The following is a 25,716-nucleotide window of genomic DNA, read 5'->3' as shown; positions in this document are numbered from 1 at the left end:
ACATTTTCGCGTATGTCATGCTGGCCTTGAAACAAAATAGAGTGTTCTATTTGTTCATCGACTTTAATGCTGCCCGGATAATGTCGCTGGCTTCGGTGAAGTCGCCTTTGGCAGCATTCACCAGTTTTTGTGCTTCCTGTGGTTTGTAGCCTAAGGATTGTAAAGCTGCTTCGGCTTCGGCCACCGCTGAGTTCCCCATAAATTGGATTTGTGTGCTGCTGGTGTTGCTTGGTGCATTGCCGGCAGCCATAGCTTTAAAGCGGTCACGCAGTTCAATCATCAGTCGTTCGGCGGTTTTTTTGCCGACACCCGGTACTTTGACCAGGGTGTTAATATCTTCATGTTCAACCGTGTGAATCAGCATGTCGACGCTTAAAGTCGATAGAATGCCGAGTGCCATTTTTGGACCAACACCGTTGACCTTGAGCAGGGTGCGGAAAATGGTTTTTTCCTGCGCATCAAGAAAACCATATAGCAGTTGAGCATCTTCACGGACTGCTAAATGGGTCCATAAGGTGACTTTCTGGCCTTTTTGTAATTGGCAAAATGTAGACAGCGGTGTATCGACTTCATAGCCCACACCATTGACATTTAATAAGACCGTAGGGGCTTCGAGGGCAAACACCTCACCAATCAGACATCCAATCATTCAGTTTATTCACTTCTATTCGGTTAAATTTTTCAGTTCCGAGCCTGTCGTCTGCATCTTGAAGTCATCCACTTTTCTGTGATGCTCTACGATATACAGCCGATGGGCAGGGGTGTTGCACAAGCAATGTCAGCACGCGCAAAAGTATAAAGCAGTTTTGGAGGTTCTCCCAAAACGGCAGGCTGTACTTAAAAGAATCCGGCTTTATTGCCTTGTAATTCCTGCGCCAGGTTATACGCCTGATGATCCGAGAATTTTGAGATAATATCCAGCACCTGCATGATATTGTCATAGTGATCTGGACCAAAATGGGCACCGGAACGCTGCAAAATTGCCATCAGCCGCTGCTCTTTAAAGCTTAAGGTTTTATGCGGTGTGGTCAGCGGAATAAAGGCATCCAGAATACTTTGCAGGCTCTGATGGGCAATAATTTCCAGACCGGCTTTTTGCGGATGTTCAAAAATTTTATCACGCGCCAGTTCTTTGGCCCGGTTAATGCCAATTTCAATATCGGCCGAGCAATATTGCAGCAAGGTCCCTTTCAGCTGGCCCGAAAGAATCTGGTCATGCTGCTTGGCAAAGGCGCTGGTGACTTCATCGACCAGACGTTTCATCACCCGGCCACGTAGCGCGGCAATTTTCTGCTGCCAGGTGGTGCTGTCCAAAGACAGTTCTTCCGGCATGCCATAATCGCCAATCAGGTTCAGGAAAATCGGTTCGACCTCATCATAGCTGAGCATGTTCAGGATAATGCCATCTTCCAGATCAATCAGCGCATAGCAGATGTCATCTGCGGCTTCGAGTAAATAGGTCAGCGGATGGCGGCAATAACGATAAGGTCCGCTTTCAATCAGGCCGAGCTGTTCGGCAATCTGTTTCAGAATGTCTTTTTCTGCCTGATAGCAGCCGAATTTGGCGCGCTGACTGGCCGGACGATTGCCCTGCGAGGCCATGGTTTTCGACAGCCACGGATATTTTAAATAGGCACCCAAGGTGGCATAGGTCAGACGCATACCACCATCATGCGGATGATAGTCAATTTTGGTCAGCAGGCGCAGGCCTTGGGCATTACCTTCAAACTGGCGTACATCGGCTTCCTGTTCCGGACTTAGGTCCTTTAAAAAGTCGGTATGTGAGGCATCATCAAACCATTCACGAATGGCATATTCACCGGCATGACCAAAAGGCGGATTGCCAATATCATGCGCCAGACAGGCGGCTTGAATAATCGCGCCGACATCGGCCGGGGTAATCCACGGAGGCAGCTGATCCTTGATTTTTTCTGCTGCCAGCATCCCCAGTGAACGGCCAATACAGGACACTTCCAGCGAATGGGTCAGGCGGGTATGAATACCATCATGTTGGGTAAGCGGATGGACCTGGGTTTTGCGGTTCAGCTGCCGGAAACTCTGCGAGAAAATAATACGGTCATAATCTTTATGAAACGGGCTACGCGCCTGTTCAGTACTTTGCTTTTTACTACCAATGCGAACTGTCGAAAGCAGTTCTAACCAACGCATCTGTGTCATTTATCATTATTCAATTATTTACTGCTTTGCATCATGCCAAAAAACCAAGCCCAGTACTAGAGTGAGGCGACATGAATTGTCATGGGAATGAAAAGCAGAAAAAATCTTGCTCCTCAATATAGACAAGTGATTCAAACAATATGAAACGGCCATAAAAAAAACAGGCCAAATGAGCCTGCTTTTTCATGAAGAGTTAAAATTACACCAGCCCTTCACCAGTTTCCTTGGCTTGTTGTGCATCTTTATAGACATTCAAGCAAATTGTGAACAAGACCAGGCTTGCGATCAACGGCCAAAAAAGTACATATAGGGTCAATAATTGACTAGTCATCTGAAATCTCCTTATTTACTTTTCTCAGATAGCTGGTGAAATTCAATCACCATCTTGTTGATTTGTTTAAAATCAAATCGTTCTTTACTGTAGACCAAGGTCAGAACAGTACAGACCAGAGCACTACTGCCATAAGCAGTCAGTGAACTTAATAAGGTGCCGTATTCACGCAAGAAGCCGATGGTCCATGGCATGAAGCCAATACTGGCCAAGATACCCACCACCAAACCGACTTTTTTGCCGAAGAAACCAAAGGTCATCAGACCCAGCACCACACCAATACCCAGGGTTGCAAGTAGCTCAAAGCCAAGCGCAATCAAGCCCTGGATTGGAATCCATTCAAAACGGACAATCAGGAAGCTGACGAAGGCGAGCCCGACCGACCAGTTAAAGGCACGAGAATTCACTTTGTCCCAATACAGGCTGACAATTACCGGAAATACAATAGACCCCCAAAGTGCACCCACAAAAATCAGCATTGATAAAATGTCAAATTTTAAAGTGGCGATAATGATCCCAAGCATGGTGGCGACAATCATGGTTATACGACCAATAAACAGCATTTTCTTGGGATTAGGTTGGTTTTTGGCAATCTGTTTTCCATAAATGTCAGTCATCACAATCGCAGATAACGCAGACAGATCCGAGTCAGCCGTTGAAGACAGCGCACCGATCACCATGATAAATAACAGGGCCACCATAAATGGAGAGAGATACGTCGCTGCCATTTGTGGAATCAGGTTATTCAAGTTGCCATCAATCGGTTGAATTCCGGCAAACAAGGCCAGTAAGCCGAGCATCCCCAACCCGATCACAATCGCGGCATAACCAATCGTCGCCGTAATAAAACTGGGTTTAATCAAGTCTTCCCGTACCGCAAATAAACGCTGGGCAATGGTCTGGTTACCGATGGCATACGCCAGGACTGCGACGAAGAAAGGCGCACCTTGTTCTAGAAATGCAGTTTTAGAGAAGAAATCGAGCTGTTCAGGCTGCAGGTTGTGAATACCCGTTTGAAACAGGGACGGTCCGCCCAAAGTGAAGAACAGCGTTGGGATAATGATCACCGCCGCCACGATCATCGCCACCAGCTGGCCAAAATCGGTAAATACAGAGGAACGGAAGCCAGACCAGAGGGTATAAGACAGCACACCAATCCCGGTGATCAAGACGCCATGTACAAAGCTTAAGGGAGATAAAATTTCGACTAAGGCACCTGCTGCAGTAAAATTCACCATCAAACTGATGACACTTCCCACAATATTGGAACCTGCCAAAATCATCTGGCTCTGGTTGCCATGGCGGGCATGCATAATTTCTGCCAGCGTATGTGCATTGGGTGCCAACTCACGAAAGCGCTTACCAAAAGGATAAATAAACAAAATCATCAGCGCGCCCCAGAGGCCGTAGTGCAAGGCACCGGAAACGCCGTATTTATAACCTGAAGAGGCAGCTGCATAGAATGACGCTGCCCAAATCCAAGTTGCGGTCATGCTGGCCGCAGACATACCAAAGCCAATAGAACCATTCGAGACCATATAGCCATCGACATTTTCATTTTTTTGTTTAATACGTAACGACAGTACAAAGGTAATGCCGTAAAAAAGCACCATCAATAGTACAGTGGTTGTACTAGTGAATTGAAACATAATTACTCCTTAAGCGAGGCACCTTTATTTTAAAAAACAAATCTTTTGGTGACGGACTAAGGCTCTAAAACAGGCAGAGCATAAAGCTGCAGAAAATGAGAAATCTGGTGTTTAAATATCTAGCCGATATTTGATCCACAGCATAAAAAGATGTACGTAGGTGAGTCCAAAAATGGACCTTGCCTCAGCAATTGAGCTAGAGCTTAACATAAAACCATCAAATTCACTGATGAAGTCAGTGGGAAGTAAGGTTTTTTACTGATATAGGGGTGGTTTTTAAATAAAAACTATGATTTTGCAGGGTCAAATATATGAATATTTTTTAGGAATTACAGTAATTTATAGATTGGATTAAAACTTATTGAAGTTTGCATTAATTTAAAATGTTAAAAAAAGTAACAAAACTTAAAAATTCATATTTTTTCGATTTTTACTTGCTACTCAAAGCTTATATTTTAAACCAATTTTTGTAGAATGAATTGGATGAAATTTATTTTAAATGTTATTTCTTCATATTATTGACAAGTTTTTTTTATGAAAGGTAAGTAATCATTTATCAAATAGATGCAAAGATAATTTTAGGATGGATATTTATATATGGCTTTTTTCTTGAGAATGGCTATATATTAACTACTAAATTATCCCTGATATTAGGGAGTGAAATACATAATGGAAAAAACTCTTGTGACATATTCGGGGTATGAGATTATAATGGTTGGATTTCCTTATTTTCATTCTTTCTTTTAGGTGAATAACTCAAGTTGAACTCAAGAGAATACAGGACGAAAAATAGTAGAAATATTGAACGTAAAAATCCCATCTAAGAGGGGGTGAAGTCTCAGGGTTCAAGGTTCACAAAGGCAAAGACCAAAGAGATCCTGAGCGGATGACAGTAACGCTCTCTTCGGGTGGATATGGGTACTCAGCTTTCAGGATGATTAATTCGTACAAAAAATTTAATTTCTGGTTCTGCAGCAGGCTATTCAGACAATCTTGGGCTAGCTTTCATCATGCGTATAGAACTGTTGAAAAATAATACAATTTTTCTGATGCAAAAAATTATCAATACAGTTTTACTCGATATGAAACAAAATATGATAAGCTGCGCGGCCGGTTCAATTTTTTTGACTGGAAATAAACAGATTTTTATCAAAACTCTGATCGTTTCGCTGTCAGATTTATCAAATCCTCTCTAGCTGATTGGCTCATTTCACAGTAGAATATGCGCTCTCTTCAAGTCACATTGTGGCGAGGTCCAAAAGATCTGCCCGTGGAGCCAAAATCAGCATGTTTATCGTGGCCGGTGCACCTGCACATTCTTCTTTTAAGAAAACTCAACTATTATCACGTTTATCGTCAATTAGTTCTGTTCAATCTTTCGATAGCCAATGGATCTATCTGTTTGACCAAGCGCTCAACGAGCAGCAGCAACAATCAGCTTTAGAGCTGTTAAATGATGGCGCATCTTTTGAATTACGTCAGCCTGCCAGTGACGAAGTCCAAATTTTAGTGACCCCACGTGTCGGTACCATTTCGCCGTGGTCATCCAAAGCGACGGATATTTTTGCCAACTGTAATATTCCAGTGCACCGTATGGAGCGCGGATTGCTGTTTACCCTAAAAGGTGTAAAAGCGCTTTCTAAAGAAGCATTACAGATCTTGCATGACCGCATGACCGAAAGCGTGTTTACTGACATTGCAGATGCAGCCGCACTGTTCGTGGAAACCGCACCAAAACCGTTAAACTCGATTGATATTCTGGGTCAGGGCAAAGAAGCACTGGTTAAAGCCAACAATGAATTTGGTTTTGCACTGTCTGAAGATGAAATTGATTATCTGACTGAAGCTTTCACCAAACTGGGCCGTAACCCGAACGACATCGAACTGATGATGTTTGCGCAAGCCAACTCTGAGCATTGCCGTCATAAAATCTTCGGTTCAGAATGGACCATTGATGGTGAAGTTCAGCCGTTGTCTTTGTTCCAGATGATCAAAAACACCTATAAAGAATCACCAACCGATGTATTGTCAGCATATAAAGACAACGCATCGGTGATTGTAGGTTTTGATACCCAGCGTTTCTACCCAACGCAAGAAGAAAACGGTCAATACGTTTATAAATACAAGAGCCAGGCGGCTCACATCCTGATGAAGGTGGAAACCCATAACCACCCAACCGCAATTGCTCCATTTGCTGGTGCGGCAACCGGTTCAGGCGGTGAAATCCGTGATGAAGGCGCAACCGGTCGTGGTGGTAAGCCTAAAGCAGGTTTAACTGGTTTCACCACATCGAACCTGAACATTCCAGGCTTTGAACAGCCATGGGAAGATAACTACGGCAAACCATCACGTATGGCCTCTCCGCTGCAAATCATGATTGAAGGTCCACTCGGTGGTGCGGCGTTTAACAACGAATTCGGTCGTCCTGCCTTAAATGGTTACTTCCGTACCTTTGAACAAAACGTCAATGGCGAAGTCAAAGGCTTCCATAAGCCAATTATGATTGCCGGTGGTTACGGTAACATCCGTCCGGATCATGTCGAAAAAGATGCAATTCAACCGGGCGATCTACTCATCGTGCTTGGTGGTCCAGCCATGCTGATCGGTTTAGGTGGTGGTGCAGCGTCTTCTGTAGACAGTGGTACCATGGGTGAGAGCCTGGACTTCGCTTCTGTACAACGTGAAAACCCGGAAATGGAACGCCGTTGCCAGGAAGTGATTGATACCTGCTGGCGCATGGAAGATGAAAACCCAATCGTTTCAGTGCATGACGTTGGTGCGGGCGGTATTTCAAACGCAATGCCAGAACTGGTCAACGATCATGAGCTCGGTGCGGTACTGGATTTACGTAAGATTCCATCGCTTGAGCCAGGCATGTCGCCAATGGAAATCTGGTCGAACGAAGCACAAGAACGTTATGTGCTGGCAATCCGTCCAGAATCTCTAGCGTTGTTTGAATCGATCTGTGCGCGTGAACGTTGTCCGTTTGCGGTACTGGGTGAAGCGACTGAAGCGCGTCATTTAACCGTTGAAGATCCACTTTTTGGCAACAAGCCAGTGGATATGCCAATGCAGGTGATGCTGGGCGGTACACCACGTATGAGCCGTTCATATGAAAGCATCGAGCGTAAAGGCGATGATTTTGATGCAGCTCAAGTGACAGATCTGAAAGATGCGATTTACCGTGTCCTGAAAAACCCGACCGTTGCCTCTAAATCGTTCCTGATCACCATTGGTGACCGTTCGATTACCGGTATGGTGGCACGTGACCAGATGGTTGGCCCATGGCAAGTGCCTGTAGCGGATGCTGCAGTAACAACCACAAGCCTGGTGGGTTATACCGGTGAAGCGATGGCCATGGGTGAACGTCCACCAGTGGCATTATTGAACCCGGCAGCGTCTGCACGTTTAGCGGTAGCTGAAGCGATCAGCAACCTGATGTCTGCAAAAATTGACCAGATTGGCGATATTAAACTGTCTGCGAACTGGATGGCAGCAGCAGGACAAAAAGGTGAAGATCAGGCACTGTTCGAAGGCGTAAAAGCGATTGGTATGGAAATGTGTCCGGCACTGGGCATTGCCATTCCAGTCGGTAAAGACTCACTGTCTATGCGTACCACCTGGAATGAGGAAGGTGAAGACAAATCTGTCACTTCGCCAATGTCAGGCGTGATCACTGCATTTGCACCTGTGACTGATGTGCGTAAGACATTAACACCAGAACTGAAAAATCTTGAATCTGTACTGGTACGTATCGACCTGTCTAAAGGCCAATTCCGTCTGGGCGGTTCGATTCTGGCGCAAGTGTACAAAGCGATTGGTTCAGTGACACCAGATGTTGACAGCTTCGATGACTTCAAAGCCTTCTTCGCATTGGTACAAGACTGGAACAACCGTGGCCTGATTAAAGCCTACCACGACATCGGTGATGGTGGTTTGGTGGCCACTGTTGCAGAGATGATGTTTGCGTCACGCTTGGGTGTGGCACTGGAAGATCAATCGACTGCAAGCCTGTTTGCTGAAGAAATTGGTGCGGTGCTACAAATCGCCAAAGCAGATTGGGAAGCATTACAAGCTGAAGTTGCAGCGTCGACATTGAAAGATGCAATTACGGTTGTCGGTACAGTCAACAACTCTGACCAGTTGGCCGTAAACGGTTTAGTGCTGGAACGTACTGACCTGCAACAGGCATGGGCAGAAGTGTCTTATCAGATCCAGCGTTTACGTGACAACGTTGAAAATGCCGATCAGGAATTTGCCTTAATTGCAGATAAAGCCCATCAGGGGATTATCGCACAGCCAACTTATGACCTGAACGAGCCGGTTGAAGCACCGTACATCAACACCCGTCGTCCAAACATGGCGATTCTGCGTGAGCAAGGTGTTAATGGTCATGTTGAAATGGCGGCTGCGTTTGATAAAGTCGGTTTCAACACCGTTGACGTACACATGAGTGACCTGCTGGCCGGTCGTATCAGCCTGGATGACTTTGAAGGTCTGGTCACCTGTGGCGGCTTCTCTTACGGTGACGTTTTAGGTGCCGGCGGTGGCTGGGCGAAATCGGTGCTGTTCAATGCCAAACTGCGTGACCAGTTCGAGAAATTCTTTAACCGTCAAGAAACTTTCAGTGTGGGTATCTGTAACGGCTGTCAAATGCTGTCACAACTAGCACCACTGATTCCGGGTGCAGAGCATTGGCCACGTTTCCATCGCAATACCTCTGAAGTGTTTGAAGCGCGTACTGTGAACGTGCGTGTAGAAAAATCAAACTCGATTTTGTTTGATGGTATGGAAGGTTCAATTCTGCCAATCGCGGTTGCGCATGGTGAAGGCCGTGCTGTGGCTAGCGCTGAAGACTTTGCCGCATTAAATGCGGGTAACCAGATCAGCCTGCGTTATGTCGACAGTCAGGGCAATGTGACCCAGCACTATCCACTGAACCCGAACGGTTCTCCAGAAGGGATTACCGGTGTGACCTCTAAAGATGGTCGTGCCACGATTATGATGCCGCACCCGGAGCGTAACTTCCGTGCCGTACAACATTCCTGGAAACCTGAAGAATGGACTGAAGATGGTGCATGGTTACGTATGTTCCGTAACGCACGTAAATTCATTGGTTAATTGACCTTATTTTGAAAAGCCACCTTCGGGTGGCTTTTTTATCGGCGTTTCATCCCAAAATGGGGATAGCTGATTTTGCCTGGCCCCGTACAATAAATAGCATAATTATAAAAGTGGATAACAAAAATGCAGATGCGAACGGTCATTCCTATTTTTACCAGCTTGATTATGCTGAACGGTTGTGGTGGTGAGAGTGCCAAGATTCAAGAGTCTGTCAGATATGCTCAGCTACTACATTACAGTTTAACCCAGTCCCAGTCTGGTACGCAGCCACAAGGCGAAAAGTGGTCAGTTTCAGGTCAGGTATTTGATGCCAGCGGACAGCCTATCGCCCAAGCCAAAATCTATGTGCAGCTGGGCGAACACAACTATTACACCCATTCTCAGGCCGATGGCCGCTATACCTTATATCTGCCTCGTGAATATGATTATCCAGATCATATTGCCGGCACCGTCTGGATGGAGGGTTATCAACCGGAAATCCTGTTGCTGTCCTATCAGAACCAGCATTTATATATTGATCAGCATAGCCATCTGGTCCAGCTCAAACCTTTAACCGAAGCGCATGTGGTGTTTCAGCAGGGGCTACATTTAATTCATCTGGGTGATGATTCACTGGTGAAAAACCCGGAAACCCGAATTCAGACCGCGCCACAAGGACTGGTCTGGAGTGATGGTTTTCAGTATACGCAGGCACTGCAAAAACAGTATAACCAGCTCTGTATCCAGTTGTATGGCAAGGGTATTCAGAGCCAGTATGCCAATCAGGATAAAATTTCCATCTCCAGAAAAAATGACCTGCGTTTAAGTATTACCCAATTGCTGTCGGACAGTCCGAGTTCGGGCGCCTATAGTGCCAATGAGCACCGTTTTCCGTTAAGGCATTTTCAGGTGAATGATCATATTCAGGTGCAAATTAAGTCACATACCCTGGACACCGATCAGGATAATTTCGAGATGCTGAATATTGTAGGCGTCTTAAGAAAAATTTAAAGTAGATTACCTTGCTGAGATAAATAATGAGCTCAATGGAATAGCCTAAGCAAATAAAGGATCTGATCGATTTTGAAGATTCAATAATTCTAGCTATTCCATTGCCATGTTTCATCCAAACCCATAGCTAAAGCTGGGCAATTGTTTGGGATCAGTACTGTATCTATTCAAACAGATGTAGCGCTATTCAGGATTTAGGTCATTTCTTGCAAACAGCAGATGACAACAGGCCAGTCAATACGGTATGAAAGATAGATCAATACCGGGAGTGACTATGCTAAAACTGATTTTTTATGTGCCTGAATCGCATCTGGAAGCCACCAAAGCTGCTGTATTTAAAGCCGGTGGTGGGGGAATCGGCGATTATGAACACTGTGCCTGGCAGGTGCTGGGCACCGGGCAATTTAAACCCTTACGTGGCGCAGACCCGTATATTGGGGAAGTCGGCACGCTTGAAAAAGTAGAGGAATGGCGGGTGGAAATCATTGTACCGGAAGATAACGCAGCAAATGTAGCCCGTGCCTTAAAAGATAGCCATCCTTATGAAGAACCGGCATTCGAGTTTATTCAGATGATAGATGTGCAGTTTTAATTATTGAATATTGGAATATCTGACAGAGAGGGAGAGCCTTTTAATCAGCTCTCCCTTGTGCAGCAGTCCCGCTTCTCTCTTAAAGAAAAGTGGGACTTTTTACATCTTGTTTAAACTTTCTGAATAAACAACTCCCGGTCAAACCGGTATTGCGGGAAGAACACGCCATCTTTCGCACGTTCACCGGCAGCAATTACCATCACCACATATTGCTGTTCATTCAGCTTTAAGATTTTACGCACCATTGGCTCATCAAAACCTTCCATCATACAGCTGTCAAAGCCATAAGCGCGTAAGGCCAGCACCAGATTTTCACAGGCCAAAGCGGTAGTTTTCGAGGCCCACAGTTTGGCATCGGCCGGATGAAATGCCGACACTGGCAATTGCTTGTCCAAGCTACGTGCCACTTTAAAGGCCACTTTTTTGAAATGACCGAAGGCATTGAAATAGCCAGTTTTATAATTATAGGGAATAAATTTATAGTATTTTTTTACCGGGGCTGGCGCTTCAGGAAACGGGAACTCGGAAATATTGAGTTTGGCCATTTCATCAATGCGGTCGGTGCGTGCTACACAAACAATCAGCTCGGCCGCAGTTCTGGCTGCCAGCTGACTCAGACAGGCTTTGACCAGCTGCTTTTTCTTGGCCGGATTCTGGACCACATAAAAGGTCCACGGCTGTAAATTGGAGGAGTTCGGTGCCAGTAAGGCTAAATCCAGGCAGGCATCTAAAATATCCGCTGGAATGGGCTTGTCGGTAAATTTACGTACTGAACGGCGACTGGTGATGACTTTACGAAAGTTTTCGACATCAATATCTTGTGGTGCCGGTTCGTAATAGCGTTTTTTCTCGGTTGAAGATGATGCAGAGTTTAAAGATGAGGGATCTGTCGAATTTGACATGGGAACCATCACAAAAGAAATAAAAGAAAGAGAAAACAACTAAACCATAAAAACGTAGGTACAGTGACTGCACCTACGTTGATGAGCATAGTACTTAATTAAACTGGGTAAAGTCAGGTTTACGTTTTTGCATAAAAGCCTGTACAGCTTCCATCATTTCTGGCGAGCCGACCCGTTTCATAAAGATTTCCGCTTCATGATCAATACAGTCAATGATCTCATCCAGATTGTGTTTCATTAGCGCTTTGGTCTGTTTGAGAGAGGCCAGTGGTAAGGCGGCCAAAATGTGCGCCTGTTGCTGGGCAGTGGCATATACATCCTCTTCAATACTATTGACCAGACCGGCGTTTAGCGCTTTGTCGCTGTTAAACTTCTGAGCAGTTAGCAGCAGCTCTGCGGCTTTATGGAAACCGGCCTGCTGTACCAGCAGTTTGCTGGACGCACCTTCTGGGGACAGGCCGAGGCTCACAAATGGAATCTGGAACAGGGCAGTGTTGTCGCTATAGACTAAATCTGCATGTAATAACAGCGTGACCCCAATGCCAATGGCTACACCACGCACCGCAGCAATTAGCGGTTTGGAAAAACGTGCAGCAGCTTTTAGCAATACAAAGGGTGGCGTATCTCCAGCTTTGCCTTGCAATGGTGTTTGAATAAACTTCATGAAGTCCTGCATGTCGTTACCGGCACTGAAATCAGCATCGGCTCCGCGTAAAATTACTACGCGGACGTCTTTATTCTGATCGGCTTCGTCCAGTGCCTGCGCAATCCAGAGATACAGTTCACCATACAGGGCATTTTTGGCTTCCGGGCGCTGAATGGCTAAGGTCAGTACGCCATTGTCTAAATTCGCATTCAAATGTGGATGGGGTTGTTGAATACAGCTCAGTGTCATCGTACTATCCTTGCTTTCAATTAATTTGAATTTATGGGCTTATTATGGCGAAAATTATTGTTGACGCCACAACTGGTGAGTTCATAAAAGTTGATGTGCTATGAATTATAAATTTGATTATCTTGTGTTTATTGGCCGCTTCCAGCCTTTTCATCTGGCACATATGCAGACCATTTTAATCGCGCTGGAGCAAAGTGAAAACGTGATTTTGGCACTGGGCTCTGCACAAGATGAACGCAATATCAAAAATCCGTTTACTGCCGCTGAACGCCAGCAGATGATTCTGTCCAACTTTAGCCCAGAGCAGCAGCAGCGGATCAAATTTGTGCATGTGGTCGATGTATATAACGATGAAAAATGGCAGAAACTGGTGAAAATGCTGGTGGCCACGGTGGCCGGACCAGAAGCCAAAGTCGGTTTAATTGGCCATTTTAAAGATGAGTCTTCCTATTATCTGCAATTTTTCCCGGAGTGGGAGATGGTCGAGCTTGACAGTCTGGAAGGTGCCATGTCTGCCACGCCGGTACGTGAAGCCTATTTTCGTGGAGAAATCTGGACCGATGCCTTCCCGCCGGGCACAATCAAATTTTTACAGAATTTTCAGCACACGCCGGTTTATCAACAATTACAAGACAAATATCATGCGCAAGACCGTAGTAATCTCACCTAAGCTCGCCGGCTCCATCTTGTTAACGAGATAAAGCAAGCCAGCTGTGTAGCAAGGAGATAAGCGATGAACTTGAACCCGTCACATGTAGCAAGGTCAAAGACCAAATGCTTACTGGGTGCGGCTATTATGCTGTTGGGTATCAGCTTGGCCTATGCCGAGCGCTGGACCTTGACCCCAAAAAGTGAAGTTGGTTTTGAGATTAAGTCCATGGGCGTGCAACTGGTCGGAGGGCAGTTTAAAGAGGTGCAGTCAGTCATGCATTTTGATCCAACAGCACCGCAGCAGGCCTCAACCCAATTTGTGCTAAATGTGGACAGTCTGCAGCTGAGTAAACCGTCTTTAAGACATATGATTCTGGGTGAGGACTTATTCTATGCTCAAAAATATAAAACCGTCAGTTTTAAAAGCACGCGTTTTACCGCTTTAGGTCCTGATCAATATCGTATTGCCGGCAATTTAACCCTACGCGGCGTGACGCGTCCGGTTGTTTTTCATACCAGTTTAAAACCGAATACAGGAAACCCGAAATTGCTGGATGTGCAATCCTTTACCCAAATTCAGCGCAGTGATTTTGGCATGAAAAAGGCGATGGGTGGTGTTGGAGAAAAGGTCAATATTCAGCTTAAAGGTCAGTGGCGTGTTCAATAATGAGATAACAATAGACGTGATGAGTGAATTAAAAGCCTGATCTTGTATCAGGCTTTTTTCCGATCCAGCAATTGTTTAACTGTTGGCTTGTAAGGTTTTTAAATCTTCCAGTACCTGCTCGGCATGTCCTGCAGCCTTGACTTTACGGTATTCCTTGACCAGCTGGCCATTATGGAAAATAAAGGTAGAGCGCTCAATCCCCATGACTTTTTTGCCATACATATTTTTTTCTTTAATCACATCAAAATGCTGGCACAGCACTTCCTCCTTATCACTGATCAGATCAATCGTCAGGTTCTGTTTGGCAGTAAAGTTCTGATGCGCTTTCACCGAATCACGCGACACGCCAAGAATGGTCGCACCCAATGCCTCAAACTGATCTTTCAGGCCAGAAAAATCTACCGCCTGCGTGGTACAGCCTGGAGTGGAATCCTTTGGATAAAAATACACAATTAACCATTCCGCCTGTAGTTCAGCCAGATTGATTTCCGCCGTGGTGGTCGGAAAGGTCTGATTTGGTAAGTTCAAGTCGCTCATGACATCGTCCTTTTACATTGTGTCAGTTTTTAAATTGCCTCTATCATACCGAATTTCCTGCGTTTTCTCACAAATTACCGGTAGAGAAAAGTGAACGCAGCAAACTGGGCAAAAAAAAGCCTGCAATGGATGCAGGCCTCTGGAGGAACTATATGATTATTTCTTTTGCTGCGCTTGCGCGGCTTTCATGGCTTCTTCAGTTAAGGTTTTTAATTTACCGGTTAACTGAGGACCAAAACATGCCTGTAAGTCTTTGTTTTGTTTTTGGACAAAAGCAAGGGTACTTGGGCTTTTCTTCTGGTTAATGGTACTTTGGATTTCCCATTTTTGTGCATTGGTCAGCTTGCCATCGGCTTCAACCGCACAGGTACAGTATTTGCTGACTTCAGCAGCGCTTAACTTTTTACCTTTTGCAGTTTCTTCTTTACAAACATTAATCAGCGCCGATTTTACATTGGTGCTTTTATATGCCTGTTGCAATTTGTCTGTGTTGGCCTGAGCAGATGTTGCGAATACGGCTACAGTAGACACAATCGCAGAAAGGATAATGTTTGATTTTAAATTCTTCATAGATTCTACCTTGTCATTACGGTATATAACGTGTCGGATCAGCCACACCTGCGTCTAGGAAACCCTGTTTACGTAAACGACAGCTATCGCATTTTCCACAAGCACGTCCTTGGTCATCTGCCTGGTAGCAAGACACCGTTTGACTATAGTCTACGCCATGATCAAGACCTAAGCGAATGATATTTGCTTTGGATAAATGTAACAAAGGTGTTTCAAATTTGAGTGGTTTTCCTTCTACGCCCACTTTGGTCGCCAAACGCGCCATATTGGCAAAAGCCTCAATAAACTCAGGACGACAGTCCGGATAGCCGGAATAATCCACCGCGTTAATACCAATAACAATGGCTTCTGCATCAAATACTTCCGCTGCTGCCAGCGCATAAGACAGGAAGATGGTGTTACGTGCTGGCACATAAGTCACCGGAATACCATCCTGTTCCTGCTCGGGTACCTCAATATTATGATCGGTCAGGGCAGAGCCACCTAAGTTACCTAAATCAATATTAATGACACGATGTTCTACACCTGCACGCTGGGTTAAGGCTTTGGCAGCGTCCAGTTCAGTGGTTGAACGCTGGCCATAACGAAAACTGAGGGCGATACATTCATAACGCGCTTGCGCCCACGCTAAACAGGTTGTTGAGTCTAAACCACCAGATAACAATACAATGGCACGAGGGCGCATCAGAATCTCCAAAATAATAAAAAGCAATTTGAGCTGTGTATAAAGCTTTGCGTTTCGCAGCTTAATTTTGCAAACAGAGCAATTATACAGCAGCCTGATTAACGACCAGTTTCATCATTCCACAGCAGTTTGTGTAACTGTAGCTGAAAACGAACAGGGAGATGGTCTTCTAAAATCCATTGGGCCAAATCACGGGCCAGTTGCGGCATGCGTGCGGCACCATTTTCAACTTCAAAGGCAGGGGAAAACCAGACGGTGCTGACTTTTTTATGCAGTTGATACAACTCCAGCTGCTGCTTCGACCATTCATAATCTTCACGGTTACAAATTACGAACTTGATTTGATCATGCGCAGTTAAATAGTCCAGATTTGAAAGCAAATTCCGTGCAACTTCCCCCGAGGTTGGGGTTTTTAAATCTAAAACTTTGGAAACACGCGGGTCTACCTTAGATACATCTAAAGCACCGCTGGTTTCCAGAGACACTTCACAGCCTAAATCTGCTAATCGCTGCATTAGAGGCAGGGCATTCGGCTGTGCCAGCGGTTCACCGCCCGTCACGCAGACATACGGTGTGTTAAAGTCCAGCGTGGTCTGAATAATTGCTTCAAGCGACTGACGCTCGCCACCTTCAAAAGAATAGGTAGTATCGCAATAAGTACAGCGCAGCGGACAACCGGTTAAACGGATAAATACAGTTGGCAGCCCTGAGGTATTGGCTTCGCCTTGTAATGAATAGAAGATCTCCGTAATGCGTAAACCCGCAGACGGATCAGAAACAGGAATAGCGGAAGATCGAAGCGTACTCATAACAAATTAACCACCAGGTAGAAAAACAAAAATCTCTACGATCATTGCTAACCGTAGAGATGAGGAGCGATAGCTCCGCTTAAACTAAAGAAAAATTAGTCTTCGCGTAATAAATCGTTCAGGCTGGTTTTCGCACGTGTTTGCGCGTCAACTTTTTTCACGATAATGGCAGCATATAAGCTGTATGTGCCGCATTTAGATGGCAGGCTGCCAGAAACAACTACAGAACCGGCAGGAACACGGCCGTAGTGGATTTCGTCAGTTTCACGGTCATAAATCTTGGTAGATTGACCAATGTAAACGCCCATTGAAATCACAGAACCTTCTTCAACAATCACGCCTTCCACGATTTCAGAACGTGCGCCGATGAAGCAGTTATCTTCAATAATAGTTGGATTGGCTTGTAGCGGCTCAAGTACACCACCAATACCGACACCACCAGACAAGTGTACATTTTTACCAATTTGTGCACATGAACCGACAGTGGCCCAAGTGTCTACCATAGTGCCTTCATCTACATATGCACCAATGTTGACATAAGATGGCATCAGCACCACATTTTTTGCCTGGAACGAACCTTTACGTGCAACTGCAGGAGGTACTACGCGTACGCCAGCCGCTTTAAACTGTTCTTCAGTCCAGCCTTTGAATTTGGTGTCGACTTTGTCATAGAAACGAAGATCACATGACTCAATTGGTTTGTTGTCGTTCAGTTTAAAAGATAACAAAACGGCTTTTTTCAACCATTGGTGTACAACCCATTCACCGTCAATTTTTTCCGCTACACGCAGTGTACCGTTATCTAAGCCAGCAATAGCTTCCTCTACTGCCTGACGGATTTCAGCCGGGCAGTCTGCCGCGGTGAAATTAGCACGATCTTCAAACGCTTGTTCAATAATCGTTGAAAGCTGAGACATGATCTTCCTTCCAAAAAAATTTTCAAGATTTTACACTAAATTGAACATGGGTTAGATGAAAATTGGCACTAAGATCGAAATTAATAATAAAGAAAAATGTTTTCGCTCAATAGAAGAAACATCTGCTTAAACTTTCGCCTCAAAAAAGAGTTATCTTTCAAAAAGAAACATAGATTTGTATCAAAAAATAACAAAAAATGAGCAAAATGTGCATAAAAACTGTGCGGGAACTTCTTTATATTGTGCTTATCAACAATAGTATTAAACATGAAAAATAAGTTTTTATTTTGAGGAGCACATTACATGAAATCTTTACATAAAATTTTAGCCATTTCCGTGCTTGCAACAGCAGCAGGTTCAGCAATGGCGGCAGATCAGACAGTCGTGACAGATGAAGGTGTTTCAACTTTCTCTTTCTTTAAACCCGCTGCAGTTCGTGCTGAAGTTGGTACAACAGGTTATGGTGGTGCGATTTCTTGGAGTGCAAACCCATACGTAGGTGTAACTTTAGGTTATAACGGCGGCGATATTTCCTGGTCAGATGACTTATCTATCAATGGCTCCAAATATGATCTAGATATGGATAATAACCTGACATATTTAAATGCTGAAATTCGTCCATGGGCGAACTGGTTCTATATGGCAGCTGGTGTAGCTTATATTGATAATGACTATGAAGTTGATCGCCGTATCCGTGATGGTGAAACTTTTAGAGTCAATGATGTAGAATTCCGTGCAGAAGGCGATGCTCGTATTAACGGTAAAATGTCTTACAAAAATAATATTGCCCCTTATGTAGGGATTGGTTTCTCTCCAGCAATTACTAACCGTTGGGGTGTATTTGGTGAGATCGGTGCCTACTATAATGGTAACCCAACAGTTGAATTAACTCCTTCAGGTACTGCTGTAAGTACGGATGGCGTTATTGCAGATTTTGGTGATCAAGTTGAGCGTGAAGAGCGAAATATTCGTAATGACAATGAATACGAGTGGTTACCAGTGGCGAAACTGGGTGTAAGCTTCCGCTTCTAAGCCATTTCTATAAAAAAACGAGCTTCGGCTCGTTTTTTTTATGCCCTTAGAAATGATGGCCAAATCTTAGTCCATATACCCAGGCATAATTGTCCCGATTGACCGAGGCTAGACTGGAAATTTGAGTACCAGCAAAATTACTGGGTTGAATATGTGGTTGTTTAAACTTTAAATAATAGGCTCCTGCAGCAATAAAACTGTCAGGTCGAAAATAAAAGAGCTGGCCTAAGCCGAGGCTATAGTGCCCATCTGCCGGATTTAGGGTCGAGGCCGGATTACCAATCCCGGAGTCCCAGCCCAGTTCTAACTGACTGATCCAGCGTGCATTCCAGCGATGTAAGCCGCCCAGTTTGGCCGACCATTGATCTTTCTGATAATGAATTAATTTAAAGTCTTTAATTTCAGGAATGAATTTTGCGTAAGCATCAATCACGGCGCCAAATTGAGTCGGTTGTATATAAAAATCTTTCCAGTTAACCCAGCGTATACCTGCATAGAGCAGGTTATTGGCACTGATGCCGGTGTGCAAATCCAGATTCAGCGATTCGGGTGTGCGAACCGCGGTACTCTGGTCCGCCACAATCTGCAATTGGCCTTGTGGGGACTGTTCCTGTACCGCTAGCTGATGATGAATGGCCGAACGATAAGTGAACGCCGCACTCATGGCATATTCAGGAATCTGGTAGCGTACCCCGGCCAGCCAACCCCAGGCATCATCTTCAGGGAAATAGGCCTGATAGCCATGAAAAAAATAATAGTTTTGTCCCCAAAGCTCTAGGTTTCCCTGAAAAGACTGATGACTGAGTCCTGCATAAAAAGTCCAGTGCGTATCCGGATGATACCCGATAAGTGCGCTAATATTTTCTGTTTTAAAGCGAATGTCGGCAGCTTCGACGTCTAATGGTTGACCATAAAAATCCGGGTTGTAGTTATAGTTGACCTTAACACCAAAGGGCTGATCATAAAGCAGGGCAAAGGAAAACTCTGGATTCAGCTGCAGTTTAAAACCACCAAGCACAAAACGCTGCTCGGGTGCCAGGTTGCCGGTGGAATAATCATGAATCCCTAACTCGGCCAGTGCAGCCTGATTTTCGACTTGTCCTGCGACATCGGCCTCTAAATGCACCAGGGAGATTTCGGCATAATGATCGGGCTGGAAAAAAATATGCATGGATTGTCCGGACTGCTCCAGCGCTGCTGCAGAAACAGCTTGAACCGGTAAAAGCAGGCTCATCGACACCCAGAAAAAATAGACCTTCATTGGCCGTCCTTTAATTTTTGGTTAAATTATAAATTTATAAAGTATTGATATTAAAAAATTATCTAGCTATTAAAACTGAATTTGATGAAAAAATAAACAGGTTTAAGTGATCTTTATCCCATTTTTTAGGGGTGCTGTAATGTAGTGCAAAATGAGCGTTAGCATAAAATTTAAGAAGTGCGGATTGGGTTCATCTGCTTAGTAGATCAACTGGAGTGATATAAAAAAGAGGATGCTGATGCCATCCTCTCCATTTCCATTTTTTGTGGGTGTTTAATCTTCTGGATACGCGACTTTTTTCAGGGCTTTAATGTCGGCTTCAGGTGAGCACAGGGAAATAAACTCATAGCCATAACCACGTAGTAAATGTCCTTTACGCACCGCCAGCCAGGTGGTATTCAGGCCAAAAATATCGGTTTCTATCTGCTTTAAACGATAATCACGTTCCTGGTCATAGGCTACATTGTTGACTACACCCACGCCCATGCCTAATTCGACATAGGTTTTAATGACGTCGGCGTCCAGGGCAGACATCACGATATCAACATCAATGCCGGCATCTTCAAAGGCTTTGTCAATTTTAGAACGGCCGGTAAAACCGCCGTGGTAGGTAATAATCGGATATTCCGCCAAATCCTGAATGCTGATCTCGGCTTTATGGGCCAGCGGATGGTTTTGCGGGGTAATAATACTGTGCTGCCAAGTATAGTAAGGCACACTGGCCAGATTGCTTTCTGTGGTTAAGGATTCTGTTGCAATACCAATATCGGCTTCGCCTTGTAGCAGCATCTCGGTAATTTCAACCGGACTGGCCTGTTGCAGAATCAGATGGACCTTGGGAAATTCTTTTTTAAACTGGTTCACAATCGGCGGGAGTACATAACGTGCCTGAGTGTGGGTGGTGGCAATGGTTAGGGTGCCTTCATCCACTTTATTAAAATCATCGGCCAGACGTTTAATATTATCGGCATCTACCAACATGCGCTCAACAATACCGAGTAGGGCCTGACCAGGTTCAGTCAAACCGAGCAGGCGTTTGCCTTTACGGATAAACAGTTGCACACCCAGTTCATCTTCCAGGTCTTTAATATGCTTGCTCACTCCGGACTGGGAGGTGTACAGCGCCGCAGAGGCTTCGGTTAAATTGAAGTTCTGGCGCACAGTTTCTCGAATAATTCTGAGCTGTTGGAAGTTCATGTCCTTTTTTCCCTCAAAAAAGGATGGGGCTTGAAATGCCCCATCGGTGCGCGGTTAAGCGACTTGATTTTCAAATAAATGTAATTGACTTGCTGTCAGCCAGACGGTCTGGTTTGGACGGAACTGATGCAAGCGTGCTTCTTCTGGGGTGAGGGAAATTTCAATTAAGTTCCCTTGACGGTCGTTCAGTTCTGCCAGTACTTTTCCGGCAATCCAGACTTCACGTAAGAAGGTGGCTTGAATGGCATTGTCCTGTGGCTGGGCATGAATGGTCAGCTCATCCGGGCGGGCAAAGGCAATGATCTCGCCCTGAGGCCCCTGTTGTGCGCTGGCCAGCTGAATACGGTCTTCACCCAGCTGAATCAGGCCATTGCTGTTCTGGCCTTCAAAGCGGTTGGCCTGACCCAGAAAGTCAAACACAAACGGCGTTGCCGGTTTTTCATAAACTTCACGAGGTGAGCCAATCTGCTCGATGTTACCTTTGTTCATCACCACGATCTGGTCCGCCACTTCTAAAGCTTCTTCCTGATCATGTGTCACAAAAATTGAAGTGATATGCAATTCATCATGCAGGGTACGTAACCAGCGGCGTAGTTCTTTACGCACTTTGGCATCCAGCGCACCAAACGGTTCATCCAGCAGCAGGACACGTGGTTCAACGGCTAAGGCACGCGCCAGGGCAATACGCTGACGCTGACCGCCAGACAATTGTGCTGGATAACGGTCGGCCAGAAAGCCGAGTTGCACCAGATCAAGCAGGCGGGTCACGCGTTTTTTAATTTCAGCTTCCGATGGACGAGTGGCACGCGGACGTACACGTAAACCAAAGGCAATGTTGTCAAAAACGGTCATGTGACGGAACAGCGCATAATGCTGGAAGACGAAACCGACCTGACGCTCACGCACGTGGACATCGGTGGCATCCTGACCTTCCAGAATCACCTGACCGCCATCGGCAGATTCCAAACCGGCAATAATCCGCAGCAGGGTGGTTTTACCACAGCCCGATGGACCTAGGAGAGCCACCAGCTGGCCATCTGGAAAATCGAGGGAGATATTGTTCAGTGCATGGAATGCACCAAAGTGTTTTTCAATATTTTTAACTTGAATACTCATGAGGTCATTCCTTAAGAAACTGTTGAATCTTCATTACGTTTGTCCTGCTTTTCCTGACGGATTTCGACCCAGGTTTTCAGGATCAAGGTCACAATCGCCAGCAGGGCCAGCAGGGATGACACCGCAAACGCAGCACTGAAGGTATATTCGTTATAGAGAATCTCAACGTGTAAGGGCAAAGTATTGGTTTCACCGCGAATGTGTCCAGACACGACTGATACCGCACCAAACTCACCCATCGCCCGGGCATTACACAGAATGACACCGTAAATCAGGCCCCATTTAATATTCGGCAAGGTAACTTTCCAGAAGGTTTGCCAGCCAGAGGCACCCAGTACAATGGCCGCTTCTTCTTCTTCGGTGCCTTGTGCTTCCATAAGTGGAATCAGTTCACGTGCCACAAACGGTACGGTAATAAAGATGGTGGCAATGACAATCGCTGGCACGGCATACAAAATCTTGATGTCGTTGTCCATTAACCAGTTGCCCATCCAGCCCTGGGTACCAAAAATCAGTACCAGCATCATCCCGGCAATGACCGGAGAGACCGAGAACGGCAAATCAATGATGGTGGTCAGAATTGATTTACCCGGGAAGTTAAACTTGGCCACCGACCAGGCTGCGGCTACACCAAACACCACGTTGAGTGGAACGGCAATGGCCGCGGTGAGTAAAGTCAGTTTGACCGCAGATAAGGTATCTGGATGTACCAGCGCCTGGGTATACACGCCCACGCCTTGTTTAAAGGCTTCAACGAACACCAGAATTAACGGCAGAATCAGGCAGCTCAGGAAGAAAATCAGGGCAATGGCCAGTAAGGTGTAGCGAACCCAGGTCGGTTCACGGGTGGCATCACGCGATTGCAGCTTGTCGGCCAAAGCATTGCTGTTGGTATTTAAACTCATCGGGCTGTTCTCCCTGTACGACGGCTGGCCCATGCTTGTAACAAGTTAATTAGGAACAGCATCACAAATGAAATCAGCAGCATTACCACCGCAATAGTGGTTGCACCGGCATAATCATATTCTTCTAAACGGGAGATAATCATCAGCGGGGCAATTTCAGTTTCAAAAGGCTGGTTCCCGGCAATGAAGATTACCGAACCATATTCACCCACGCCACGGGCAAAGGCCAGGGCAAAACCAGTAATTAACGCCGGCAGTAAAATCGGGAAAATCACTTTGGTAACAATCTGCAGACGGTTTGCGCCCAAGGCAGATGCAGCTTCTTCCAGCTCGGTTTCCAAATCGCTGAGTACCGGCTGTACGGTACGCACCACAAATGGAATACCAATGAAGATCAGGGCCAGGGTAATCCCGATAGGGGTATAGGCCACCTGAATGCCTAAAGGCTCCAGATACTGACCAATCCAGCCGGTAGGTGCATATAAAGAGGTCAGGGCAATACCGGCCACGGCGGTCGGTAAGGCAAAAGGTAAATCGACCAGCGCATCAATCAGGCGTTTGCCCGGAAAGCGGTAACGCACCAGACACCAGGCCAGCAATAAACCAAAAACGACGTTCACCAGCGCTGCGATCAGCGCAGCACTAAAACTTAACTGCAAAGATTTTAAGATACGTTCAGAACTTAAAATTTCCCATAAACCTTCCCAGCCAATGTCCAGCGATTTTAAAAATACGGCAGACAAAGGAATCAGAACGATTAATGATAAATACGCTAGGGTAAAGCCTAGAGAAAGACCAAATCCTGGCAGCACTCGGGACCGCTGCGACATGATTACTCCTCAAAGAGAGAATGCGGGCTGAAATCAGCCAGCGAAAAATAAATAAATTTCGGCACAAGCATAATTTGCGAGGGTTAAATTGCAAATTTAAATAAATACTTGCTGTCATCAGTAATACTGATATGCTGCATAGCCTTTTCTGAAATCAGGTAGTTCCAGAGTTCAGGAAAAGGACCAAAACCAGAGGCGACATTAATATGCCCGACATGGCCCAAGCTTACCGGTTCTAATTGCCAGGACTGCGCCAGTTCCAGTGCATGTTCGGCATTTAACCAGGGATCATTTTCACTGATTAGCATGCTGGCCGGAACCTGAACTTGCAGCTGATGAAAATAGTCCTGATAGTCATGCTGGCTGTCACGGGCAAAACCGGCTTCACCAAAACGGCCCGGGTTGGCCGGCGCCACCAGTACCAGATTCTTGACCTTGCGTTGCAGCGCCGGGTATTGCGCCAGAGCGGCTACGGTAGTCAGGCAGCCAAAGCTATGCGCCACAATTTGCAGCGGTGCATCAATAGCCGCCACGGTGCTTCGGAACTGTTCTACCCAAGTTTTGAGTACCGGGGCATTCCAGTCCTGCTGCTCGACGCGGGAGCAGGACATGAGCTGTCGTTGTAACCAGGATTGCCAGTGGCCATATTCACTGCCACCCACGCCCGGAACAATTACGGTATGAATCATGTCGATGCTCCTTTGCTTACCCTACAGTTGCTGATGCTACAGCTGAATTATTTCGCGCTATTGGCTTTTACAATTTGGTCGAAAATGCCGCCATTTTCAAAATGTGCAGACTGGACTTTGGCCCAGCCCCCAAATTCCTGATCTACCGTGACCAGCTTTAAGGGCCTGAACACCTGGCTGTATTTCTTTAATGCTGCTTCGCTACGAGGACGATAATAATGTTTGCCGGCTAAATCCTGTCCGAGTGGGGAATACAGGAAGTTTAAATAGCCTTGGGCCAAATATTTGTTGCCATGTTTTTCCGCATTTTTATCAACAATGGCCACCGGTGGTTCTGCCAGTACCGACAGGCTTGGGGTAATAATTTCAAATTTACCCGGCTGCTCACGAATGGCGAGATGCGCTTCATTTTCCCAGGCCAGCAGCACATCACCAATGCCACGCTCGGCAAAGGTGGTGGTTGAACCGCGGGCGCCTGAATCCAGAACTTTGGTGTTTTTATAAATTTTACGTACAAATTCCTGTGCAGTTTGATCATTGCCACCCGGCTGATGTTTAGCCCAAGCCCAGGCGGCCAGATAGTTCCAGCGTGCACCGCCTGAGGTTTTCGGGTTCGGGGTAATAATGCCCACACCCGGCTTGACCAGATCGCCCCAGTCCTGAATGCCTTTCGGGTTGCCTTTACGCACTAAAAATACAATGGTCGAGGTATAAGGTGTCGAGTTATGTGGTAATTTCTTTTGCCAGTCTGCCGGAAACAGTTTGGCTTTTTCCGCAATTACATCAATATCGGCGGCCAAAGCCAGTGTCACCACATCGGCACTCAGGCCATCAATTACGGCACGGGCCTGCTTGCCTGAACCGCCATGCGACTGTTTAAAATTAATTTTTTGTCCGGTCCGGCTTTCCCAGTATTTGCCGAACTGTTTATTCACATCATCATATAATTCACGGGTCGGGTCATACGACACGTTCAGAAAATCTTTTGCAGCAACACCAAAGGAGGATGCCGAAATTAATGCGGCCAGTACCCCAATTTTTAATTTTGTAAAACTCATGACTAACCTCAAATTTTTCGCTGCTTTGTAACATGAGGCAAGAATAGCGCTGGTCTTATTCCTAAAAAAATAATAAAAAATGAATTTTATATGAATAAAAAAGAAATATAAATAGATCTTCCATTCTTACA

General features: G+C 45.6%; 24 protein-coding genes. 6 read left to right on the top strand and 18 right to left on the bottom strand.

Annotated features, from left to right (window positions below):
- Positions 1–46: 46 nt before the first annotated feature.
- From ruvA to FTU69_RS10330, 4 genes are all read right to left on the bottom strand, one after another.
- Positions 47–649, bottom strand: coding sequence for a Holliday junction branch migration protein RuvA (gene ruvA / locus FTU69_RS10340; RefSeq protein WP_180054513.1), 603 nt, complete (start codon positions 647–649; stop codon positions 47–49).
- Between the two features lie 188 nt (positions 650–837).
- Positions 838–2,178 (bottom strand): deoxyguanosinetriphosphate triphosphohydrolase, encoded by a 1,341-nt coding sequence (locus FTU69_RS10335; RefSeq protein WP_180054511.1) that lies wholly within the window; start codon positions 2,176–2,178, stop codon positions 838–840.
- Between the two features lie 199 nt (positions 2,179–2,377).
- Complete coding sequence (locus FTU69_RS14705) at positions 2,378–2,509, bottom strand: putative transporter small subunit (protein WP_005176614.1); 132 nt, start codon at positions 2,507–2,509, stop codon at positions 2,378–2,380.
- 11 nt (positions 2,510–2,520) lie between these two features.
- A complete protein-coding gene (locus FTU69_RS10330; RefSeq protein WP_005176615.1) occupies positions 2,521–4,158 on the bottom strand; it encodes a sodium:solute symporter family protein in 1,638 nt (545 codons plus the stop codon).
- A 1,287-nt stretch (positions 4,159–5,445) separates the two neighbouring features.
- On the opposite strand from FTU69_RS10330, the gene purL reads away from it, so the two are divergent.
- The 3 genes from purL (at position 5,446) to FTU69_RS10315 (ending at position 10,864) form a co-directional block, all read left to right on the top strand.
- On the top strand, positions 5,446–9,279 hold the full coding sequence (purL, locus tag FTU69_RS10325; protein ID WP_180103845.1) for a phosphoribosylformylglycinamidine synthase: 3,834 nt from the start codon (positions 5,446–5,448) through the stop codon (positions 9,277–9,279).
- Between the two features lie 126 nt (positions 9,280–9,405).
- The gene (locus tag FTU69_RS10320; RefSeq protein ID WP_180103844.1) at positions 9,406–10,272 is read left to right on the top strand and encodes a carboxypeptidase-like regulatory domain-containing protein; all 867 of its coding nucleotides are present in this window, start codon (positions 9,406–9,408) and stop codon (positions 10,270–10,272) included.
- A gap of 274 nt (positions 10,273–10,546) precedes the next feature.
- Complete coding sequence (locus FTU69_RS10315; RefSeq protein WP_005176621.1) at positions 10,547–10,864, top strand: hypothetical protein; 318 nt, start codon at positions 10,547–10,549, stop codon at positions 10,862–10,864.
- Positions 10,865–10,974: 110 nt separating this feature from the next.
- Here FTU69_RS10315 and FTU69_RS10310 read toward each other — a convergent pair whose 3' ends face one another.
- Both FTU69_RS10310 and FTU69_RS10305 read right to left on the bottom strand, forming a co-directional pair.
- A complete protein-coding gene (locus tag FTU69_RS10310) occupies positions 10,975–11,766 on the bottom strand; it encodes a nitroreductase family protein (protein WP_180103843.1) in 792 nt (263 codons plus the stop codon).
- Between the two features lie 94 nt (positions 11,767–11,860).
- Positions 11,861–12,661, bottom strand: coding sequence for an enoyl-CoA hydratase (locus FTU69_RS10305; protein WP_005176626.1), 801 nt, complete (start codon positions 12,659–12,661; stop codon positions 11,861–11,863).
- A gap of 100 nt (positions 12,662–12,761) precedes the next feature.
- Between FTU69_RS10305 and FTU69_RS10300 the strand changes: the two genes are divergently transcribed.
- Together FTU69_RS10300 and FTU69_RS10295 are read left to right on the top strand one after the other, a co-directional pair.
- Complete coding sequence (locus FTU69_RS10300; protein WP_075174739.1) at positions 12,762–13,331, top strand: nicotinate-nicotinamide nucleotide adenylyltransferase; 570 nt, start codon at positions 12,762–12,764, stop codon at positions 13,329–13,331.
- A gap of 63 nt (positions 13,332–13,394) precedes the next feature.
- The gene (locus FTU69_RS10295) at positions 13,395–13,979 is read left to right on the top strand and encodes a YceI family protein (RefSeq protein WP_180103842.1); all 585 of its coding nucleotides are present in this window, start codon (positions 13,395–13,397) and stop codon (positions 13,977–13,979) included.
- A gap of 75 nt (positions 13,980–14,054) precedes the next feature.
- Here FTU69_RS10295 and FTU69_RS10290 read toward each other — a convergent pair whose 3' ends face one another.
- The 5 genes from FTU69_RS10290 to dapD form a co-directional block, all read right to left on the bottom strand.
- Positions 14,055–14,516 (bottom strand): peroxiredoxin, encoded by a 462-nt coding sequence (locus FTU69_RS10290; RefSeq protein ID WP_005176635.1) that lies wholly within the window; start codon positions 14,514–14,516, stop codon positions 14,055–14,057.
- Between the two features lie 156 nt (positions 14,517–14,672).
- The gene (locus FTU69_RS10285; RefSeq protein ID WP_005176638.1) at positions 14,673–15,086 is read right to left on the bottom strand and encodes a hypothetical protein; all 414 of its coding nucleotides are present in this window, start codon (positions 15,084–15,086) and stop codon (positions 14,673–14,675) included.
- A gap of 16 nt (positions 15,087–15,102) precedes the next feature.
- Positions 15,103–15,771, bottom strand: a complete 669-nt coding sequence (queC, locus tag FTU69_RS10280; RefSeq protein ID WP_005176642.1) for a 7-cyano-7-deazaguanine synthase QueC — start codon at positions 15,769–15,771, stop codon at positions 15,103–15,105.
- 98 nt (positions 15,772–15,869) lie between these two features.
- Complete coding sequence (gene queE, locus FTU69_RS10275) at positions 15,870–16,580, bottom strand: 7-carboxy-7-deazaguanine synthase QueE (RefSeq protein WP_005176644.1); 711 nt, start codon at positions 16,578–16,580, stop codon at positions 15,870–15,872.
- 95 nt (positions 16,581–16,675) lie between these two features.
- A complete protein-coding gene (dapD, locus tag FTU69_RS10270; protein ID WP_180103841.1) occupies positions 16,676–17,497 on the bottom strand; it encodes a 2,3,4,5-tetrahydropyridine-2,6-dicarboxylate N-succinyltransferase in 822 nt (273 codons plus the stop codon).
- A 303-nt stretch (positions 17,498–17,800) separates the two neighbouring features.
- Here dapD and carO point away from each other — a divergent pair, with 303 nt between their 5' ends.
- The gene (carO, locus tag FTU69_RS10265) at positions 17,801–18,529 is read left to right on the top strand and encodes an ornithine uptake porin CarO (protein WP_075174740.1); all 729 of its coding nucleotides are present in this window, start codon (positions 17,801–17,803) and stop codon (positions 18,527–18,529) included.
- A gap of 46 nt (positions 18,530–18,575) precedes the next feature.
- Here carO and FTU69_RS10260 read toward each other — a convergent pair whose 3' ends face one another.
- From FTU69_RS10260 to FTU69_RS10230, 7 genes are all read right to left on the bottom strand, one after another.
- Positions 18,576–19,790, bottom strand: a complete 1,215-nt coding sequence (locus FTU69_RS10260; protein ID WP_180103840.1) for an OmpP1/FadL family transporter — start codon at positions 19,788–19,790, stop codon at positions 18,576–18,578.
- Between the two features lie 273 nt (positions 19,791–20,063).
- The gene (locus FTU69_RS10255) at positions 20,064–20,987 is read right to left on the bottom strand and encodes a CysB family HTH-type transcriptional regulator (protein WP_075167787.1); all 924 of its coding nucleotides are present in this window, start codon (positions 20,985–20,987) and stop codon (positions 20,064–20,066) included.
- Between the two features lie 54 nt (positions 20,988–21,041).
- Positions 21,042–22,103 (bottom strand): sulfate/molybdate ABC transporter ATP-binding protein, encoded by a 1,062-nt coding sequence (locus FTU69_RS10250; protein ID WP_005176652.1) that lies wholly within the window; start codon positions 22,101–22,103, stop codon positions 21,042–21,044.
- Positions 22,104–22,114: 11 nt separating this feature from the next.
- The gene (gene cysW, locus FTU69_RS10245) at positions 22,115–23,008 is read right to left on the bottom strand and encodes a sulfate ABC transporter permease subunit CysW (protein ID WP_075167788.1); all 894 of its coding nucleotides are present in this window, start codon (positions 23,006–23,008) and stop codon (positions 22,115–22,117) included.
- The gene (gene cysT / locus FTU69_RS10240; protein WP_005176654.1) at positions 23,005–23,838 is read right to left on the bottom strand and encodes a sulfate ABC transporter permease subunit CysT; all 834 of its coding nucleotides are present in this window, start codon (positions 23,836–23,838) and stop codon (positions 23,005–23,007) included. The genes cysW and cysT overlap by 4 nt, the downstream gene beginning before the upstream one ends.
- 83 nt (positions 23,839–23,921) lie before the next feature.
- Positions 23,922–24,527 carry an alpha/beta hydrolase gene (locus tag FTU69_RS10235; protein ID WP_104472953.1) on the bottom strand — a complete coding sequence of 202 codons (606 nt, stop codon included), beginning with the start codon at positions 24,525–24,527 and terminating at the stop codon, positions 23,922–23,924.
- Positions 24,528–24,574: 47 nt separating this feature from the next.
- Positions 24,575–25,585 carry a sulfate ABC transporter substrate-binding protein gene (locus FTU69_RS10230; protein ID WP_180103839.1) on the bottom strand — a complete coding sequence of 337 codons (1,011 nt, stop codon included), beginning with the start codon at positions 25,583–25,585 and terminating at the stop codon, positions 24,575–24,577.
- Positions 25,586–25,716: the final 131 nt, after the last annotated feature.

The sequence above is a fragment of the Acinetobacter sp. YH12134 genome, from assembly GCF_013418555.1.
In the GTDB taxonomy this organism is placed as follows: Bacteria; Pseudomonadota; Gammaproteobacteria; order Pseudomonadales; family Moraxellaceae; genus Acinetobacter; species Acinetobacter indicus.
Note: the sequence above shows the minus strand (reverse complement) of the source record. Positions and strands in the feature narration are given on the sequence as shown.